Below are 15,333 nucleotides of genomic sequence, written 5' to 3' on the forward strand. Positions count from 1 at the left end.
TTTCAACATCTTTTTGTGTGGCCCTTTGTAGTAGCTCCTTTTGCAATAACCTTTTTTAATTTTCTGGCACATACTTTTTTCGATGTTTTTTCATGTTGTTTTTATAAACGTTACGACGCTGAGCCGTAAAACTTCTCTAATTGTTCACTCCACAGCATCGGTATTTCTCTCAAATCAACTAACTTCAAACCCCTTGGCTGTCTCCCATTTACTATGTCTTCCTTAATCTTCGGAGCTAAATAATTTAACCTTAAAATTTGCTGTATACGTCTTGTACCTATATTAATTTTGGCACTCAGCTCCTTCACACTTTCGTATTTTCCCTCTTCTAGTTGCCGTTTCCACAGATGGGCTCTTACCACTGCTTTCAGTAGTGCATTGTTTGTTTTGCCTTCTGGCTCAGTTACTGTGCATTTCTTTCCTTTCTTTTTTATTGGTATAAATTCCACCTTATCCTCTAAACTCACCTCTATTCCATCTTCTTTTATCATTACTCCTTTTATTAACTTTTTCACTACTTCTTTCTGCTTTCCAAAATTTAAATTTTCCCATTTTTCTTCGGTCTTTTCTCTCCAATTTTCATATATCTGCTCCGCTTTTCTCATCACTTCTTTTTCTACTTCTCCTGCTACTATTGTTCGATTTACTGATTCACAATTCTTTCCCCTTAAGTGATTGTTGCATACATAATATCGGTACCTTTTATTTTCTTTTTTTGAGTATGTCAGTGTCATATTTACACTACAGCTCTTACACTTAATTATTCCCCTAAGCAGCGCTTCCTCATATTTTGCTTTTCTATATGGCTGATTACTTATCAATTCCTGCGCTTTTTGCCATTTTTCTTCCTCTATTATTGCTTCATGCTTTCCTTCATACTCTTTCTCATAATGCCTGATTTTTCCCATATATATTGGATTTGTTATTATTCTTCTCACCGTTGCTTTTTTAAAGATATCCGATTTTGTTCTGTAACCTTGACTATTTAATTCCCTTGCTAGTTCTGCCATTGACTTCAGCTCCAAATATCTTTCAAATATGTGCCCTACTATTTTCGCTTCTTTCTCATTTATTATTAATTCTTTATCTTTTACATTATACCCTAGCGGCAAAGTTCCACCCATCCATAATCCCTGCTCCTTTGATGTTGCTATTTTATTTTTTACTCTTTCTACAATCATTTCTCTTTCTAGTTGTGCTGCTCCTGACAATACCGTTTGTACAAATTTTCCCATTGGCGTATTATTATCAAATATTTGTGTTACTGCTACAAAATTTACTCGATGTCTTCTAAAAAATGACGTTACTTCGATGCTGTCTTTTGTTTCCCTTGATAGCCTATCTAGCGTATATACTACTACACAATCTACTTCTCCTTTTTTTACATCTTCAAACAATTCCTTTATCGCTGGTCTTTCTAAGTTTTTTCCTGAGAAACCTCCATCATCGTACCTTTTGGCCAATATTACCCAACCCTCTCTGCTCTTTATGTACTTTTCACATGCTACTCGTTGCGCATCTAAACTGTTAAACTTCTGCTCTAGTCCATCCTCATTTGATTTTCTCGTATATATCGCACATCTTACCTCTTTCAGCATTCTTTCTCCTTATCTCTCATTCCAAATAGAAGCGGCCCATTGTAGCTCATTCCCATTATTTTTCCGGCTACTGCTGACAATGATGTGAAAAATTCTTCTCGGTAGATTAAACCCTTATCTGTTACCATTACCGCATGCGTCTCTTCACCTCTCTCTAATATTAATTCTGTCCCCTCTACTGGTAATTTATCGCTACTTATTCTTTTTCCCTTCTCTAGCCGATCTGCCAGATACTCTAGTCTTTTTGTCCCCTTTCTTGACATTTCTCCATACGCTTTTTCCTGCATTCTATAAGCTAATCTCGGTATCAGATATTTCTTTGAGTATCTAGGCGCTTCTTCTCCATATACCTTCTTCCATATTTTTCTCAGCTCACCCAAAGGTTTTCTCTCTAAATTCATTACTTTCTTTTCTATTTCTTTCTCCATATTTTCAGCTCTTCATAAATAGCTTTTCAATTCTGTCTATTTCTTTCTTCAATACTTCAGTTACTTCTTTACTGGTTTTCGCATAATCCATCGCTGTCATTCCAAATTTATCCGCTTGCTCTATTTCTCCTCCAGCTTTCACTAGCTCCTCCACTATTTCTTTTTCTCCTACCATACATGCAAGGTGCAATGGAGTGCATTTATTGCCATACTCTTCAGCATTTACATTCCCTCCTGATTTTATCAATTCCCTCACGATTTCTAGACGTTTCTCCGTTACCGCTAGGTGCAGTGCTGTGTATCCTTCTACATCTTTAGCATTCACATTCGCTCCTTTTTCGACTAATAACTTCACTGTTTTTGCGTCTACCGCATAATGCAGTTCCTTCTCGTCTCTTGCATAAATATTTTTAAATGAGTTCTCTAATAGTGACTCCTCTTTTCCTTTTTTACTCATGACCTACCTCACCTTTTCTCTGAATTTAAACCCCTTCTTTAAGCCCTCCTTTTCACCCCCTCATCTATCATTTCACTTACTTGGCTCATTATTTTGCTTGCTAAATTTTCACATTCTTCCTTTATTAGTGATTTGTCTCTCTTCCTTATTTCTCCTATCTCTATTATTTTTAGCTCCGGCATGTAGCTTCCATTCAACATGTCTGCTATTTCTCCCACTAGCCTCTCTATTCCATAGCACGTCAGTTCTCTACTTTTTGTTACTCCACCTTTTTCTCTCAGAAATTTGCTCGCCTTTTCACTTTCTTTGCTATCACATAGGCAATACTTTTCACTTTCCCAAATGTAATACATTGGTGTTGCACCATATTTATTCAGTTGATTAACCTCAGCTCCTGCTTTTACTAGCTCTTTTATTATTTCAACTCCTCCTATTTTGCACGCAGAGTGTAGTGGCGTACATCCAGTGACATATTGAGTGGCATTTACTTCCGCTCCCGACCTTAGCAACACTTTTACATTTTCTAAGCTTTTCGCAAATACTGCACAGTGTAGTGGTGTATAACCCTTTTTATCTCTTGCATTTACCTCTGATCCTTTTTTTATTAATAATCTCACTGTTTTGTAATCAGAGATTTCTACTGCTTGATGCAAGATCGTCTCTCCTTCTTCATTTTTTTTGTTAATATTTTTAAATCCGTTACTTGATACTTCTTTAAAAAACTTACTCTTGCTAAAACTCATTTCATACCTCATAAAATTAGCTTTTCTAGCGCCAGACAAATTTCTTATATTTACCTGCCGCTATTCAAGTCATGTCCTTTTTAGCATGAGAAAGCAAGTCCTTTTCTTTTTATTTCATACACTTTTACCTATTATTAATATAATATATGAGGATCTAAATATAAGTACTTAACTTATTAGAGATATTATTCGACTATCTTTCCAACTTCTGTGCAAATGTCGATGTTCATGCCACTTCAGTACTCCCGGGTAAAATACTAAAATGTGCTTTTCTAACTCGTGTATTGAGTCTTTTTGCTCTAAATCATTTTTATAGTAAACGTTGTGTTCTGCTAAACCATATTTTGTAATCTTCTGATCTGTATAGTTTTCTATTTTGTAGTGGTGAGTAACGCTAAACCTTTCTAAAATTGGCTTGTGTTTTAAATTCCAATATTGCCCTGAAAGTTTATCGCTTCCCAATACAAATTTATTTCCTCTTTCTTCTACGCTACTTACTGGAAAGCACCCATTTATTTCTCCTAATTTCCAGCTATCTGACAGTACAATCTGTGCTTTGGCAAACTTAATTTCTGGTAATAAACTCTGTGGTAATGGATATAGTGCTTTTAAATTGTACCATTGATGATTTCTTTCATAGATGCCTTTGTAATCCTTTGTGTGAGGCTCTGTTTCTCCAAGTACTGCTACATCTAATCGATATATGTCATTACTAAATGCTTGCTCATAATGAATCCGAAAAGTGCTAAACTTAAAATTTGGATTTAAGCTTTTTAGCTCAAATGTGTTCTTTCTACCAAATGACAGTACTGGTCCATCTTTTTCAACTTTTCTACCTGAATAGTCTGACAATAAGCTGCCGAATAAACTTTCATCTAAAATAAACCTATCAACGTTATGGTGATCATTGAAAATCCTCATTAGCCTTGATCTTGCTGGTAATGATAGTTTTGCAAGTTCTACTACTGCATCCACAAAAAAGTCATTTGGGACATCCTTTATTCCTATTTGCAACTCGAAAAAATGTTTACCAGGTGGTTCTTCTATGATTGTAATATCTTCTATATTTGCCCATTTTAGTGCTATTTTTAGTGATGCTGGAGTTCCTCTCAGTCTTTGAAATTTTACTCCTTCTATTACGGCTTTTCTTCTATCTTTTACCCAGCGCAGTATTTCTTCTAAACCATATTCTTCTATTATCCAAGGCAATGTTTCTTCTTTAAGACTAAACTTAAATCCTCTGATACAGCTCGGATCAACCTTATAATCTGTTGCATCAACCAGTGCTTGCTCTTGCTTTGTTGCGTTTGGGGGTAATAGCATTACTCAATCTTTAAATTTCGCAAATTTGCACATTCGTTACCTAGCACCACAACATCCTCTCTTGGCTCGATCAATTCCACATTTTCTACACCATCTACAAATAGGTTTGCTATTATCCATGATTTTGTAACATTCCATCCCAACCTTCTACTTGCTTCAAACTTCTCAATAAACTGCTTCTTGATTTCCTCCTTTGATATTATAGGACTTATACTCATTCTGCTGTGAATATCTATTTCCGTAATATTGCAACCTATCACTGTTACTGTATCTGTTAAAACTCTTATATCATCTCTAGTAACTTGCTTTCTTACAATTTCAAGTAGCTCTTCTGACACTATGCCAGTTGTGGATAATTGTGTTGATAAGATTGAAATTTGTACTTTCCCTGGTATAGTTGATTCCACTAGTGCATCTTTTACTCTACTATCTGCTGACAGTGCATGATATCGATAGTGTTCTTTGCTTCCACACGTGCTTGAGCCCACTATTTTTGCTTTAATTCTTTTTCTAAATCGTTCATCATCTTCTTCTTTTTGCCTCTCCACTCCATAAAACTCAGCTAAATTATCAAGATCTTCTCCCGTTGCAAATTTTAGTAAATTACCCTTTACAGCTTCGTTTATCCTTTGTCTGAGTAACAACTCTCTCCATGCTGCTACTTCTAATACCTTCATTGCTGGATCCGATTCTACTAATCCTGAAAAGGTTTCATCTCTACGGACTAACTCTTCTTTCATTCTCGAAAAGATTTCCTCGAAATTTGGCTTTTCTACAATATTTAGCTGCTGCATCTTTAAACTACAATTTCATCAAAATGAATGTTTTTCCCGCTTGGTAAGTATAATCCTTCTAGATCAAGCGTTACTTTTCCTTCTTTCACCTCTGTCATTTTTACTTTTTCTAGCTTAAATCTTTCCTCCCACCTTTGTAGAGCTTCTGCTACTGCTGAATAGATTTCCAAAGTTAAATCTCTATTTATTGGCTTATCTACTAATTCAAATAGTCTTGACCCATAATCTCTCTTCATTATTCTACTGTTAATAGGAGTGGTCAGTATATCAATTATCGACTGCTTTAAGTGCTCTATTCCTTCAAGAGCTTTTCCCGTTTTAGCATCCATTCCTCGCATATATTTTTCATGGCTCTGACTGAATACTTGCATGTTTTTCACGTGCTATAGAAATAGCCTTTCTTAACTTCTTTTCAAGAATTTCTTTAGAAGGAAGCTGTGTTAAATACTGTGCAACATGAATATTAGAGCCTTCGAGTTCAAGATATTCTATATCCTCTTGATCCTTATCAGCACATAAAATAATCCCTAACGGTTTTTCTTCACCTGCTTTTCGTTCATTTTTATCTAACCAATTTAAATACCATTCCATCTGTCCTTTATAAGCTGGTTCAAAGCGACCTATTTTTAGTTCTATTGCTATAAGGCGTTTTAATCCTCTGTGAAAAAATAGCAGGTCCAAATACCTGTCAGTTGTTTTAGTACTCATCCTTTTTTGACGTGTTACAAAACAAAAATCATTCCCAAACTCTTGTAAAAACTTTGTCAATTCATCCAAGATTATATTTTCTAGATCAGTCTCACTATAACTTGATGGCAATTCCATGAAGCTAAGGAAGTATGGGTCATGAAAAATGAATTCTGGTGCTAACATATTTTCTTCACGTAAATTTTTTATACTCCTTCTTATGAAATCTTCAGGTTTTTTTGCTAGTGCTGTACGTTCATACAACATAGTATCGATTTTACTACGTAGTGCCCTAACACTCCACCTTTCAATACGACACATTTCTATATAATAATTACGCTTCAGCTCATCAGAAATTGCAATAATTTCTACAAAATGTGACCAACTCAATTGTTGTGACAGTGTCGCGACAATCTCTTGATCAGGAAAGAATTTAGAAAATTGCACCATACGAAATAATGACGCTCTATCAAACCCACGTCCATATTTAATCTGAAGTTCTTTTGCAAGTTGGGAGATGATTTGCTTCCCATAATCTGCGCGTTTGTGCTTTAGAATATCTTGATCAATTCTGGAGCCAATTTCCCAGTTTAACAATACTAGAGTAGAGTTGAATTGAACAGAAAGATGATTCTTTGCTCTATCTATTAAATTACTAATGTCTCCTAATAGGCTAATAGTTATATCCATGTTCATAACTTTATTTTTGGTAAGTATAGCAGATGGTTTATTTTTATCCTGAAAAAACATTACTACTACCACTTATTACTTTAGAACCACAAGATATTGAATCTCCAACTCTTCCTATACTATAGCCATTTGTAAACACTGTTTTTGACCCTTTAGTTAATGCTCTTCCTTCTGTAAAATTATCTCCTTTTCGGCAAACTGGCTTACCATTTACAAAAACATTGTTACTCCCACTAATGCAAAAATGCGGTGTTACTTCTACACAATAATCTCCTACTCGTACAACCGATTTATTCATTTAATTAAGGTTTATTCTATCTGCTTTCAGTTTTATTTCGCTCTTCGTCATCTCTATGCTCGATTCCCCAGCTTTCAGTGTTATTTTGTCTACTACTTCAATCTCTAAATGATGCTTTCCTTTATCATATGTAAACTTCGTCCCATCTTGAAATTTTATACTATTTATTTCTTTTTTATTCTCTGGTGCAGAGTATTTTTCCTGATATATTCCTCCTAATACCACTCCTAATGATAGTTCACCAAAAGGAGAAAATATCATAACCTGTTCACCGATATCTGGTGGAGACCAATCTCTATCTTTTCCTGCTTTGCTCGTTATCCATGGTAAATAATCTGTTAAAAATTCTCCTATTTTAACTCTTACTTTTGCTTTTTCATAATCTATTTCTTTTACAACTCCTATACGAACAATGTTGGCCATTTTCCTCTGTAGTTCCGAAATTGCAAAATTATTTTCTAACATTTATTTCACCGATTTCTATTTTGTGTGGCATAAATTTTCCTTCTTTCCAAATAGATCGCCCTACGTGTATTGTATGCACCCATTCAACCATCCACACTAAATATGCATCGAGCTCTGGTCTAAAGTCATCTCCTCCTCCTGATATAAATTCTCCTGGTGAAACATTTTTCACGTTCCAAGTATTTTTATTTACTACTTTCGCAACCTCAGCAGCTAATGTTCTGACAATAATAGGGGCATTTTCTATTGTGCTATCAATCACAATTCGTGCTTCAAATCTTGCTTTCAGCGCTAATTCCTCTGTTCCAGGATCTTTTCCCGATTCTAAACTCACAAGCTCTACAAATAACGCTGGCGCTAATAATTCTTTTCTTATCGATGGATAAATTTCACATGTCTGTATAGCCGGTATTTCTTCCTTTAACTTAGTACAAATTGCTTGATGTAAATCTTTCCAGAACTTTGTCATATCTTTAACATATAGTTTAGCTCATGCTTAAAGTATTTCTCAAACACTCTCTCACTCTCATAATCAACAAGATCTTTTATTATTCTTGAGCCTTCAGGTTCCAGTGGTAGCTTTACTTCTTGTATTGGCAATGCTGCTCTTCCTTCACGTTTAAACATACCGCTATTTCCTTTTGGCATAACTGCTGCAAATCCTCCTATAAACTCATGCTTTCCTACTTTCGATCCTCTTCTTGTTTTTTGTATTTTACCAATTGTCGATGCTCTAATGTCGTAGAGATTTGCTCTAATTAACACTTCTAATCTGCTTGTTTTTGCTTTAAAAATTCTTAATCTCTTTCTTATAAAACTTAATTTTATCTTCTTTTCCTCACTAATTTCTTTTGCTGTCTTCAATTTTAGCCATAGTGCTGTTCTGTTTAACGCTCTCACTATTGCTAATTCTATTTTTTTTCTTTTAGCATTTACACTTTCTATTACCTCAACTTCTATATGAATAGACATTTTACACCCCAGACGCTTTTATTTTCCACGTTATTCCAGACTTGTCTCTAAGTGGCGGTGAGTGTACTTTATATCTTCGATCACCTATAACAAAAACATCTCCCACTATTGGCTTTAACACATCAAACGCACTTACTTCTAACGCTAAAGTTTCTTCCACAAATTGTCCTTCACCAATCTCGTATAATTTATCTGGCTGTTGCTTTAATACTTGTACCATGTATGACTTATCCTTTGATTTATACAAAGCCACTTCTCCTAAATGGGCAAAACAATCTTCTAATAATCGCTTAATATTCTCTTGCATATTTCTTTTTGATATACTAACCTTTACATGCTAAGAAAGCGCATACCGGTAGAGTCGTTCTGTGCCTCACCAACTTGTTACTCTACCAGTATGTTATGCTATAGCGACTTTTACTAATACGCCAGGTCTATGGCACATTGGCAGAGGATTTGACTGTGTATGTAAATCTGTTCCTCTATCAAATCTCCTTGGCTCTTGTTTTGCATAGAGTGGCTGTCCAAGAGTATTTACTGTTTCATTAAAGTCTGCTGGTGCAAAATATGTTGTAAATGTACTTGCTGTTCCTACTGGAAAACAGTGCCCTGTATCTCTTTCTATAAATCTTCTCACCGTTCCTTCAGGATCAGTTGCTTGCCCTCTATATTCCTCAAATGTTATTCCACAGAATGTAAATCCTGACCTCATATCATTCCTTAGCGCTGCTCCTTCTTGCCATCTTTCATATGCTTCTTTCACTTTACTATGCGAAGTTAATGCATCAAAAAACTCAGGGCTTACCAAGGCATGAATTCCGGTCATATATTCACCACTTAGATTATCTTCTATATGCCGGAGTACTTCCAGACACTTACGCTTTACATCTGTTGTTGCTGTTCCTAGTGCAAAATTTACTACTTTTGGTGTTATTTCAAATTCGTTGTACAGATTTAGTAATTCTGACCCATCAGCATCTAAAATTATTCCTTTCAGCGCTCCCATACGCAAATGCTCCAACGTTATTGCATGTTTATTTCTCATTAGCTGCAAATGGTCAGTTATTACATCTGCCAGCGCTTTCAGTTCACTCTCTGATCCAAATGCCCTTATTCCTTGCACTTCTTCTGGCAGGACTACATCATCATGTGGAATATGTGGAACCGTAAATGTTCTTACCTTTCTTTTGCCACGTTTTCCTATTGTTGCTGGTGCTCCTGGAACTTGTGTTGGCAATAGACTTAAAACTCCGTTGTGTTCTTCTATGGTAATATGTCTAAATCTTACTGACCTACTTGGAAACAAATTTAAATTTTCAACTCGTCCATAATTTATCGGCAATATATTCATTGCATTTGTTAGTGCCGTCATGCTAAATGCTGTGTTTGTAAATGGATTTTGCATTTTTTATTTTCCCCCTTTTGTGTTTTTAATAGTTTTTTTAAGCTCCCTTGCGGATAATGATCCCTCGTCCTTCAAGTTGCTTTATTGCTGCAGCTTTCTGTTCTTCAGTGATATTTGCTGGCCACACAACCGCACGATCAGCTAGCATTGCAACACGAGTAATAATTACTGCTTTAGCATTTTCTGTCGCATTTACATCACTTACTATTGCACCTATTGCTGTTTGTGTACCATCTGTGGCAGTTGGATTTATTATCTTAACCATGCTATCTTTATCGAGAGCCACTACTGTACCAAGTTTAAGATTTTGTCCCTTTGCTACTGTTATCTGATCTCTTGAATATAGACTTGACACCTCATACTTTAATAGGTCACCAAGATTATTTTGTTCGCTTATACAACTCATAAAATTTCCTCATTTATTTTCCCCTTTAGTTTTACCGCCATGTTTATAATTGTTGTACGCGGCGGTTATAAAAAAACTTAAATACTTGATTGTGCTCTAGCTTTAGCTACTTGTATCATCAAATCTTCTCCTGAATTCTGTGGTATTGCACTCAGTATCTCTGTCTTCTTTGTTCTCTCTGCAAGTAATTCCATTAAAACCTCCCTTGCTTGCTCAACACTTACGCCCTGCTCAATAAATTCTCCTATCTTTTCTGGCATCTTCGATAAATTACATAAACGTATTAATTCAAGAACTTCAGTACGATACTTGGTTAAATTATCAGTTTCTAGGTCATTTGTAGTTTGTTCATTCATAGTAATACTCCTGTTTTTATTAATAGATGAAAGAATTGTAATTCCGTCTGCAAGGCCTATTTCTACTGCTTTCTCCCCAAAATATAGCCCTGCTTCCGTTGATTTGATTGCTTCTATAGAAAGATTTCGATTACGTGCTATTAGCTGGACGAACATCTCATATAAACGATCTATTTCCTCTCTCAAACTTTTTAAACCTTCAGAGTTAATAGGCTCATGTGGATTTAAATCATTCTTTCTCTTGCCTGTAAAAATAGTTGTGTATTTTATTCCACATTTTTCATCAAACCCACTTTGATCTATGTGACTTGCTATTACTCCAATACTGCCAACACCAGAAGTGCGGGTGAGAAAAATCTTCTCAGCGCTTGAAGCTATAGCATATGCAGCAGAGTATGCATCATCGTTTGTTATTGCCACAATTCTCTTTTTTGCTCTTGCACTGTAGATAAAATCAGCTAAGTCGAAAATACCGTTTACCTCTCCTCCGGGACTATCTATGTCCAGTAAAATAGTCTCTATACTACTATCTTCTAATGCTTGCTTTACTTGTACTTCTATTTGCTCATATGATGTCATCCCGAGCATTTCATCAAACGCACCCGGTTTTTTAGTTAAAATTCCATGAATTGGTATAATTGCAGTTCTTTCTACGTTACTTTTGATGGAGTGCTTTATGTTTTTAAACGTGGGATGTTTTTGATTGTTTAATGACAATAGCTCAAAACTCCTTGGTTCAAGCATTAATGGTTTTCCTAAGAGCATCATAATCCTTTACAATCAGAGTCAAATATTAAGTTGAGACTATTTGCACGCTTTTGATCTTCTGCTATTTCTTGGTCAATTTCTTCAACATCGTAACCCATTTCTGATACTACTTCCGATCGACTCTTAAATCCATTCCTTACTGCCATTTGCTGTGCTTGCTGGTCTTTCAGTGGATCCACCCAATCAAATCCCTGTGGTATCCATTTTACTTCTTCTTTCACTACTTTTTCATCTGTACTCAGTTCTCCAGAAAGTACTGCTAACTCTAGCCATCTACTCCATACTGGTCTGCAAAATTGAAATACCATAATGTTGTGTTGCAGCATAGCACATCTACGACGAAACTCTATTAATCCTGCTCGAATGGATGAATAATTAACACCTGTTAAATCTCCTGTTAGCTGTTCATATGTTATCCCTGTACCAATCGCTATTGCCCTGAGTTGCTGTCTTATAAACGCTTCATAACTTCCTCCAACATCTGACGGTTCTGAAAATTTTATGTCTTCTCCTGGGTCTAAAAGCTGCATTGTTCCTGGCTCTAAACCAGATAGTGCTACTCCTTGCTCATTACTTTCACCTTCTCCTAAAATATTTGCCTCAGGATCGAGTCTCGTAATAAACCCTGCAAACATCGCTGCTGTCTTTTTTCTCACTAATTCTGCATCATCATATTGATCAAGTTCATAGAGCTTTAGCAGTATATTAGAAAGCCAAGGCTCCCCTCTAATTTGTCCAGGTCTCAGTGGTTTATAGATATGTAAAACATCGTTTGCTGGCACTCTTACTGACTCTCCAAAGGTATTTTCACCAGGGTGTTCTTTAAATAAGTAATAAGCTTCTCTTTGCCCAAGCTTGTTAAACTCAATCCCGTTTCTTATTACATTACCATTTGCTAAAGTTTGATTTGTTTTATTGTCTAAATGTTCAGACTCAAGTACTTGCAGTTGTAATGGCACAGAAAATCTATCTTCCAGCTTTCTCGTTCTTAAACGTACAAAACATTCTCCTCCCTCTATCATACTTCTGCATACTAGAGCTTGTAATCCATAAAAATCACTTATTCCACAGCTATCTGCTTCGTCTGTCCATTTTAGCCATAATTCTTGTACTTTCTTTCGAAATTCTCCATCTTTTGCTTTTGATTGTGGTTTTATTCCTGTTCCGATAGAGTTACTTACTATCGTATCAATTATATTTGCAGCGTAAGGATTTTTTCTCACCATATCACGTGATCTACTACGTAAAGTTTCAAGGCTTTGAGACAGCAAATTGTTTATACTTCCTAACTCTGGTTGAAAGTGAAAAAATCTTCTTCCTGAGCCTGCTGCATCCCACGCTGAGCTTTTGATTTTTGGCTTACTAAATAGTTGTTTGAACGATTTTAATAGCATTTTGCCTCTTTGATTATGCAGCAGTTTGTTGCGCAATTTGACATTAAAAAATTACAGCAAGCTGCTGGAGAGTCTGGCTGTTAACACTTTATAAATTATGCATGAGGCTCTTGCACAAATACCAACGCTTATTCTGGGCTGCGTTCATAAATGTCCTTCCGATGTCCCATTGCAGTAATAGTTACTGTGTGTTTTGAGTAATTTATCCTATAAATTACACGATAATCACTTACTCGTATCCTAAAATACCCTTTGAATTCATGCGATAATGCTTTACCTATTGCTTTAGGGTTGGTTGCAAGACGACTATCTACAGCTCTTCTCACTCTAGATCTTATCGTTTGTGGTAATGCAAGAAAGTCCTCCTCAAGAACTCTTTTTGAATAGATAATATCGTATCCCAGCTTGTATCTCCACCTTTAGACTGTTTTTGCAGATAATATTCTATTCCAATCTACATCCTCACTTCTAATTTCTTCATCACCTCTAGCATCACGCTCAAGAGAAAGCTTAGCCAACTTTATATCTACTTCATCTATTTCATCATCTTCTTCAGATAATTTGCTTGCTTCAATTTCTTCTTCCACTAGGTCCTTTACAACTTCTCCTATAGTTCTATTTTGAACTTTTGCCATTTCTATAAGGTAGTGAGCAAATTCCCCCTCAAAATTTACATTAACATTAAGCCTTTCTTGACTTTGATCCATATTTTAACTAGAAAATACCAATCTTAAACTATAACATTTTTACACAATTTTGTCAATCCCCTTACTTGTCGCAATCACAATTCTTCTCTTCGGTCTCACACCTGCAACTTTCAGTTCAGCTTTAATACGTTGTCTTAAGTTTAGTAAATCATTTATCTGAACTTCAGCATATCTCACAACATGGTCACCATATGCAATTGATACTACTCGCTCTCCGCTTTGCAGCTTCTTTATCGCTTCTTCGACTTGAATTAAATAATCTTCGTTATACATTTACTACTTGCTTCTAAGAAACTTCCCCTATCAGCTCATCTTTTTTTATCAGGATATAACCAAATTCATTGGCTTTTTTACCCAGATTCTTTACTACTCTTTCCTTATATAACTTTTCATAATAATCCATTCCTTTTTCTACATATTCTTGTCCACATTTCAGCATTTGATAAAAAATACATGCTAATTTTCTTGCTGTAGCAGTTATTGCTTTTGGTGCTCCCAATCGATTTTTCAATCTTCTACAGTACGCACCTAATGCACTTTTACTGTGCAACATAGAATAACCAGCAAGTCGAAAAGCATTTGCAGCACGGTTAATTACTTTACGAGTTCCACTTCTAATCACTCTTTCTCCTGTAATCCTATTAAATGGACATAATCCCAACCAAGAAGTAAAATGTTTTTCTGATGGCCATTTATTAGCATTAAGACCAACTTCTGAGAGGATGGTCTGTATATTTGATGTATTAAGCCCTGGAACTTTGGTGAAATCCATGCCAGTTATTCGATACAATTCTTCGTGTGCAGCAAAGTTTGGTTTGTTTCCTGCAGACCTCTTTACTTTACTGCATTGCTTATTTTCATTTGATCTTGTTTCAAGTGTTTTATAATAGTTTTCCATACTTTTATCACATTCTTTTATTTGCTCTTGAAAAAAAGTATATGCTTCGTATTCTTGCTTTAATGTAAACAAATGCTCTTCTCTATAGTCACCTGTTAGTGCTTTTGCTATGGTTGATCTGTCATTTTTTATTCGTCTATCACTCAATTCAGCCAATCTATTAGAGTTTCTTTCACCCGCAATTATTGCTTTAATGATTCGCATACCAGTTACACCTGTAATATCACTAATAACCTTGTGTAATTGAATGTTCATTTGAATTAATGCTTTTTGCATACGTTGAGTGTGTACAGCTGCACTTTTTATCAGGTTGTCATGTTGTCTATTATAACCACGTAGTACACAAATTTGGTTATCAGGCCTAAATGATCCTTGAAGTAACCCATAGCTATGTAATTGCTGTAACCACTGGCAATCTTGAACGTCTGATTTTCTTCCAGGTACATTTTTTACATGTCGTGCATTTACCAGTTTAACTTCGAATCCATATGATTCAAGTATTTGAAACAAAGGAATCCAATATACTCCTGTTGATTCCATGGCTATCGTTCTAACTTCACACTTTTTCAACCACTTTGCTAGGTTATGAAGATCTACTGTAAAGCACCCAAATTTTTGAACGCGTTGTTTATCTCTCCCTTCTGGTACGCATGCATAATGTACAGATGAACCAATATCAATCCCTGCTGCATTAGGATTCACTACTTCTAATTTACTTTTTGCTTTTGCCATATAAAATCCCTTATATATACCTTATAATGAAGAAGTGCTTTAGCTTGGGGCGGTTATATTACACAATCTTCTAAACGAGGTAGCTAAGAAGCTCCATCAATGGTTTGACCGTCCCTTCCAAAATCATACTGATCCACGGGCATTTATTGCACCATTGCGAACTCGATTATAACTGCAGAAGCACTTCTTCATAAAATTATATCCAAAAATTA

Annotated in this window: 21 protein-coding genes; all 21 read right to left on the reverse strand. The window is 35.6% G+C overall.

What is annotated here, in order from left to right:
• Nucleotides 1–110 precede the first annotated feature (110 nt).
• Complete coding sequence (locus tag AAHF52_RS01860; RefSeq protein WP_342068471.1) at nt 111–1,598, reverse strand: recombinase family protein; 1,488 nt, start codon at nt 1,596–1,598, stop codon at nt 111–113.
• Complete coding sequence (locus AAHF52_RS01865; RefSeq protein WP_264339131.1) at nt 1,592–2,026, reverse strand: DUF2924 domain-containing protein; 435 nt, start codon at nt 2,024–2,026, stop codon at nt 1,592–1,594. The genes AAHF52_RS01860 and AAHF52_RS01865 overlap by 7 nt, the downstream gene beginning before the upstream one ends.
• Before the next feature lie 4 nt (nt 2,027–2,030).
• A complete protein-coding gene (locus AAHF52_RS01870) occupies nt 2,031–2,483 on the reverse strand; it encodes an ankyrin repeat domain-containing protein (RefSeq protein ID WP_342068472.1) in 453 nt (150 codons plus the stop codon).
• A gap of 38 nt (nt 2,484–2,521) precedes the next feature.
• The gene (locus AAHF52_RS01875) at nt 2,522–3,226 is read right to left on the reverse strand and encodes an ankyrin repeat domain-containing protein (protein WP_264376876.1); all 705 of its coding nucleotides are present in this window, start codon (nt 3,224–3,226) and stop codon (nt 2,522–2,524) included.
• 168 nt (nt 3,227–3,394) lie between these two features.
• Nucleotides 3,395–4,549, reverse strand: coding sequence for a phage tail protein (locus tag AAHF52_RS01880; RefSeq protein WP_264375277.1), 1,155 nt, complete (start codon nt 4,547–4,549; stop codon nt 3,395–3,397).
• Nucleotides 4,549–5,343, reverse strand: a complete 795-nt coding sequence (locus tag AAHF52_RS01885; RefSeq protein WP_213864020.1) for a baseplate J/gp47 family protein — start codon at nt 5,341–5,343, stop codon at nt 4,549–4,551. Before AAHF52_RS01885 ends, AAHF52_RS01880 begins: the two co-directional genes overlap by 1 nt.
• Before the next feature lie 2 nt (nt 5,344–5,345).
• On the reverse strand, nt 5,346–5,681 hold the full coding sequence (locus AAHF52_RS01890) for a GPW/gp25 family protein (RefSeq protein WP_213864022.1): 336 nt from the start codon (nt 5,679–5,681) through the stop codon (nt 5,346–5,348).
• 7 nt (nt 5,682–5,688) lie between these two features.
• Nucleotides 5,689–6,780: a YhcG family protein gene (locus AAHF52_RS01895; RefSeq protein ID WP_264375276.1), complete on the reverse strand. Its 1,092-nt coding sequence runs from the start codon at nt 6,778–6,780 to the stop codon at nt 5,689–5,691.
• Nucleotides 6,764–7,018, reverse strand: coding sequence for a PAAR domain-containing protein (locus AAHF52_RS01900; RefSeq protein ID WP_264375275.1), 255 nt, complete (start codon nt 7,016–7,018; stop codon nt 6,764–6,766). The genes AAHF52_RS01895 and AAHF52_RS01900 overlap by 17 nt, the downstream gene beginning before the upstream one ends.
• Nucleotides 7,019–7,483, reverse strand: a complete 465-nt coding sequence (locus tag AAHF52_RS01905; protein ID WP_264375274.1) for a phage baseplate assembly protein V — start codon at nt 7,481–7,483, stop codon at nt 7,019–7,021. It lies immediately after the preceding gene.
• A complete protein-coding gene (locus tag AAHF52_RS01910; protein ID WP_264376267.1) occupies nt 7,470–7,952 on the reverse strand; it encodes a hypothetical protein in 483 nt (160 codons plus the stop codon). The genes AAHF52_RS01905 and AAHF52_RS01910 overlap by 14 nt, the downstream gene beginning before the upstream one ends.
• Entirely contained in the window at nt 7,949–8,455 is a 507-nt protein-coding gene (locus AAHF52_RS01915; RefSeq protein WP_264376268.1) for a phage tail protein, read from the reverse strand. Before AAHF52_RS01915 ends, AAHF52_RS01910 begins: the two co-directional genes overlap by 4 nt.
• A 1-nt stretch (nt 8,456) precedes the next feature.
• Entirely contained in the window at nt 8,457–8,762 is a 306-nt protein-coding gene (locus tag AAHF52_RS01920) for a hypothetical protein (protein WP_262986521.1), read from the reverse strand.
• 93 nt (nt 8,763–8,855) lie between these two features.
• On the reverse strand, nt 8,856–9,860 hold the full coding sequence (locus tag AAHF52_RS01925; RefSeq protein WP_264376269.1) for a major capsid protein: 1,005 nt from the start codon (nt 9,858–9,860) through the stop codon (nt 8,856–8,858).
• A gap of 37 nt (nt 9,861–9,897) precedes the next feature.
• On the reverse strand, nt 9,898–10,266 hold the full coding sequence (locus tag AAHF52_RS01930) for a head decoration protein (protein ID WP_264376270.1): 369 nt from the start codon (nt 10,264–10,266) through the stop codon (nt 9,898–9,900).
• A 77-nt stretch (nt 10,267–10,343) separates the two neighbouring features.
• Entirely contained in the window at nt 10,344–11,387 is a 1,044-nt protein-coding gene (locus AAHF52_RS01935) for a S49 family peptidase (protein WP_264376332.1), read from the reverse strand.
• Nucleotides 11,387–12,784 carry a phage portal protein gene (locus AAHF52_RS01940; RefSeq protein WP_264687457.1) on the reverse strand — a complete coding sequence of 466 codons (1,398 nt, stop codon included), beginning with the start codon at nt 12,782–12,784 and terminating at the stop codon, nt 11,387–11,389. Before AAHF52_RS01940 ends, AAHF52_RS01935 begins: the two co-directional genes overlap by 1 nt.
• Nucleotides 12,785–12,912: 128 nt before the next feature.
• Nucleotides 12,913–13,188, reverse strand: coding sequence for a type II toxin-antitoxin system RelE family toxin (locus tag AAHF52_RS01945; RefSeq protein ID WP_127463629.1), 276 nt, complete (start codon nt 13,186–13,188; stop codon nt 12,913–12,915).
• Nucleotides 13,189–13,203: 15 nt separating this feature from the next.
• Nucleotides 13,204–13,491, reverse strand: a complete 288-nt coding sequence (locus AAHF52_RS01950) for a hypothetical protein (protein ID WP_007302904.1) — start codon at nt 13,489–13,491, stop codon at nt 13,204–13,206.
• Nucleotides 13,492–13,530: 39 nt separating this feature from the next.
• Complete coding sequence (locus AAHF52_RS01955) at nt 13,531–13,764, reverse strand: gpW family protein (RefSeq protein ID WP_264375273.1); 234 nt, start codon at nt 13,762–13,764, stop codon at nt 13,531–13,533.
• A gap of 13 nt (nt 13,765–13,777) precedes the next feature.
• A complete protein-coding gene (locus AAHF52_RS01960; RefSeq protein ID WP_262986668.1) occupies nt 13,778–15,121 on the reverse strand; it encodes an IS110 family transposase in 1,344 nt (447 codons plus the stop codon).
• Nucleotides 15,122–15,333: the final 212 nt, after the last annotated feature.

The sequence above is a fragment of the Wolbachia endosymbiont (group B) of Melanargia galathea genome, from assembly GCF_964030625.1.
GTDB lineage: Bacteria > Pseudomonadota > Alphaproteobacteria > Rickettsiales > Anaplasmataceae > Wolbachia.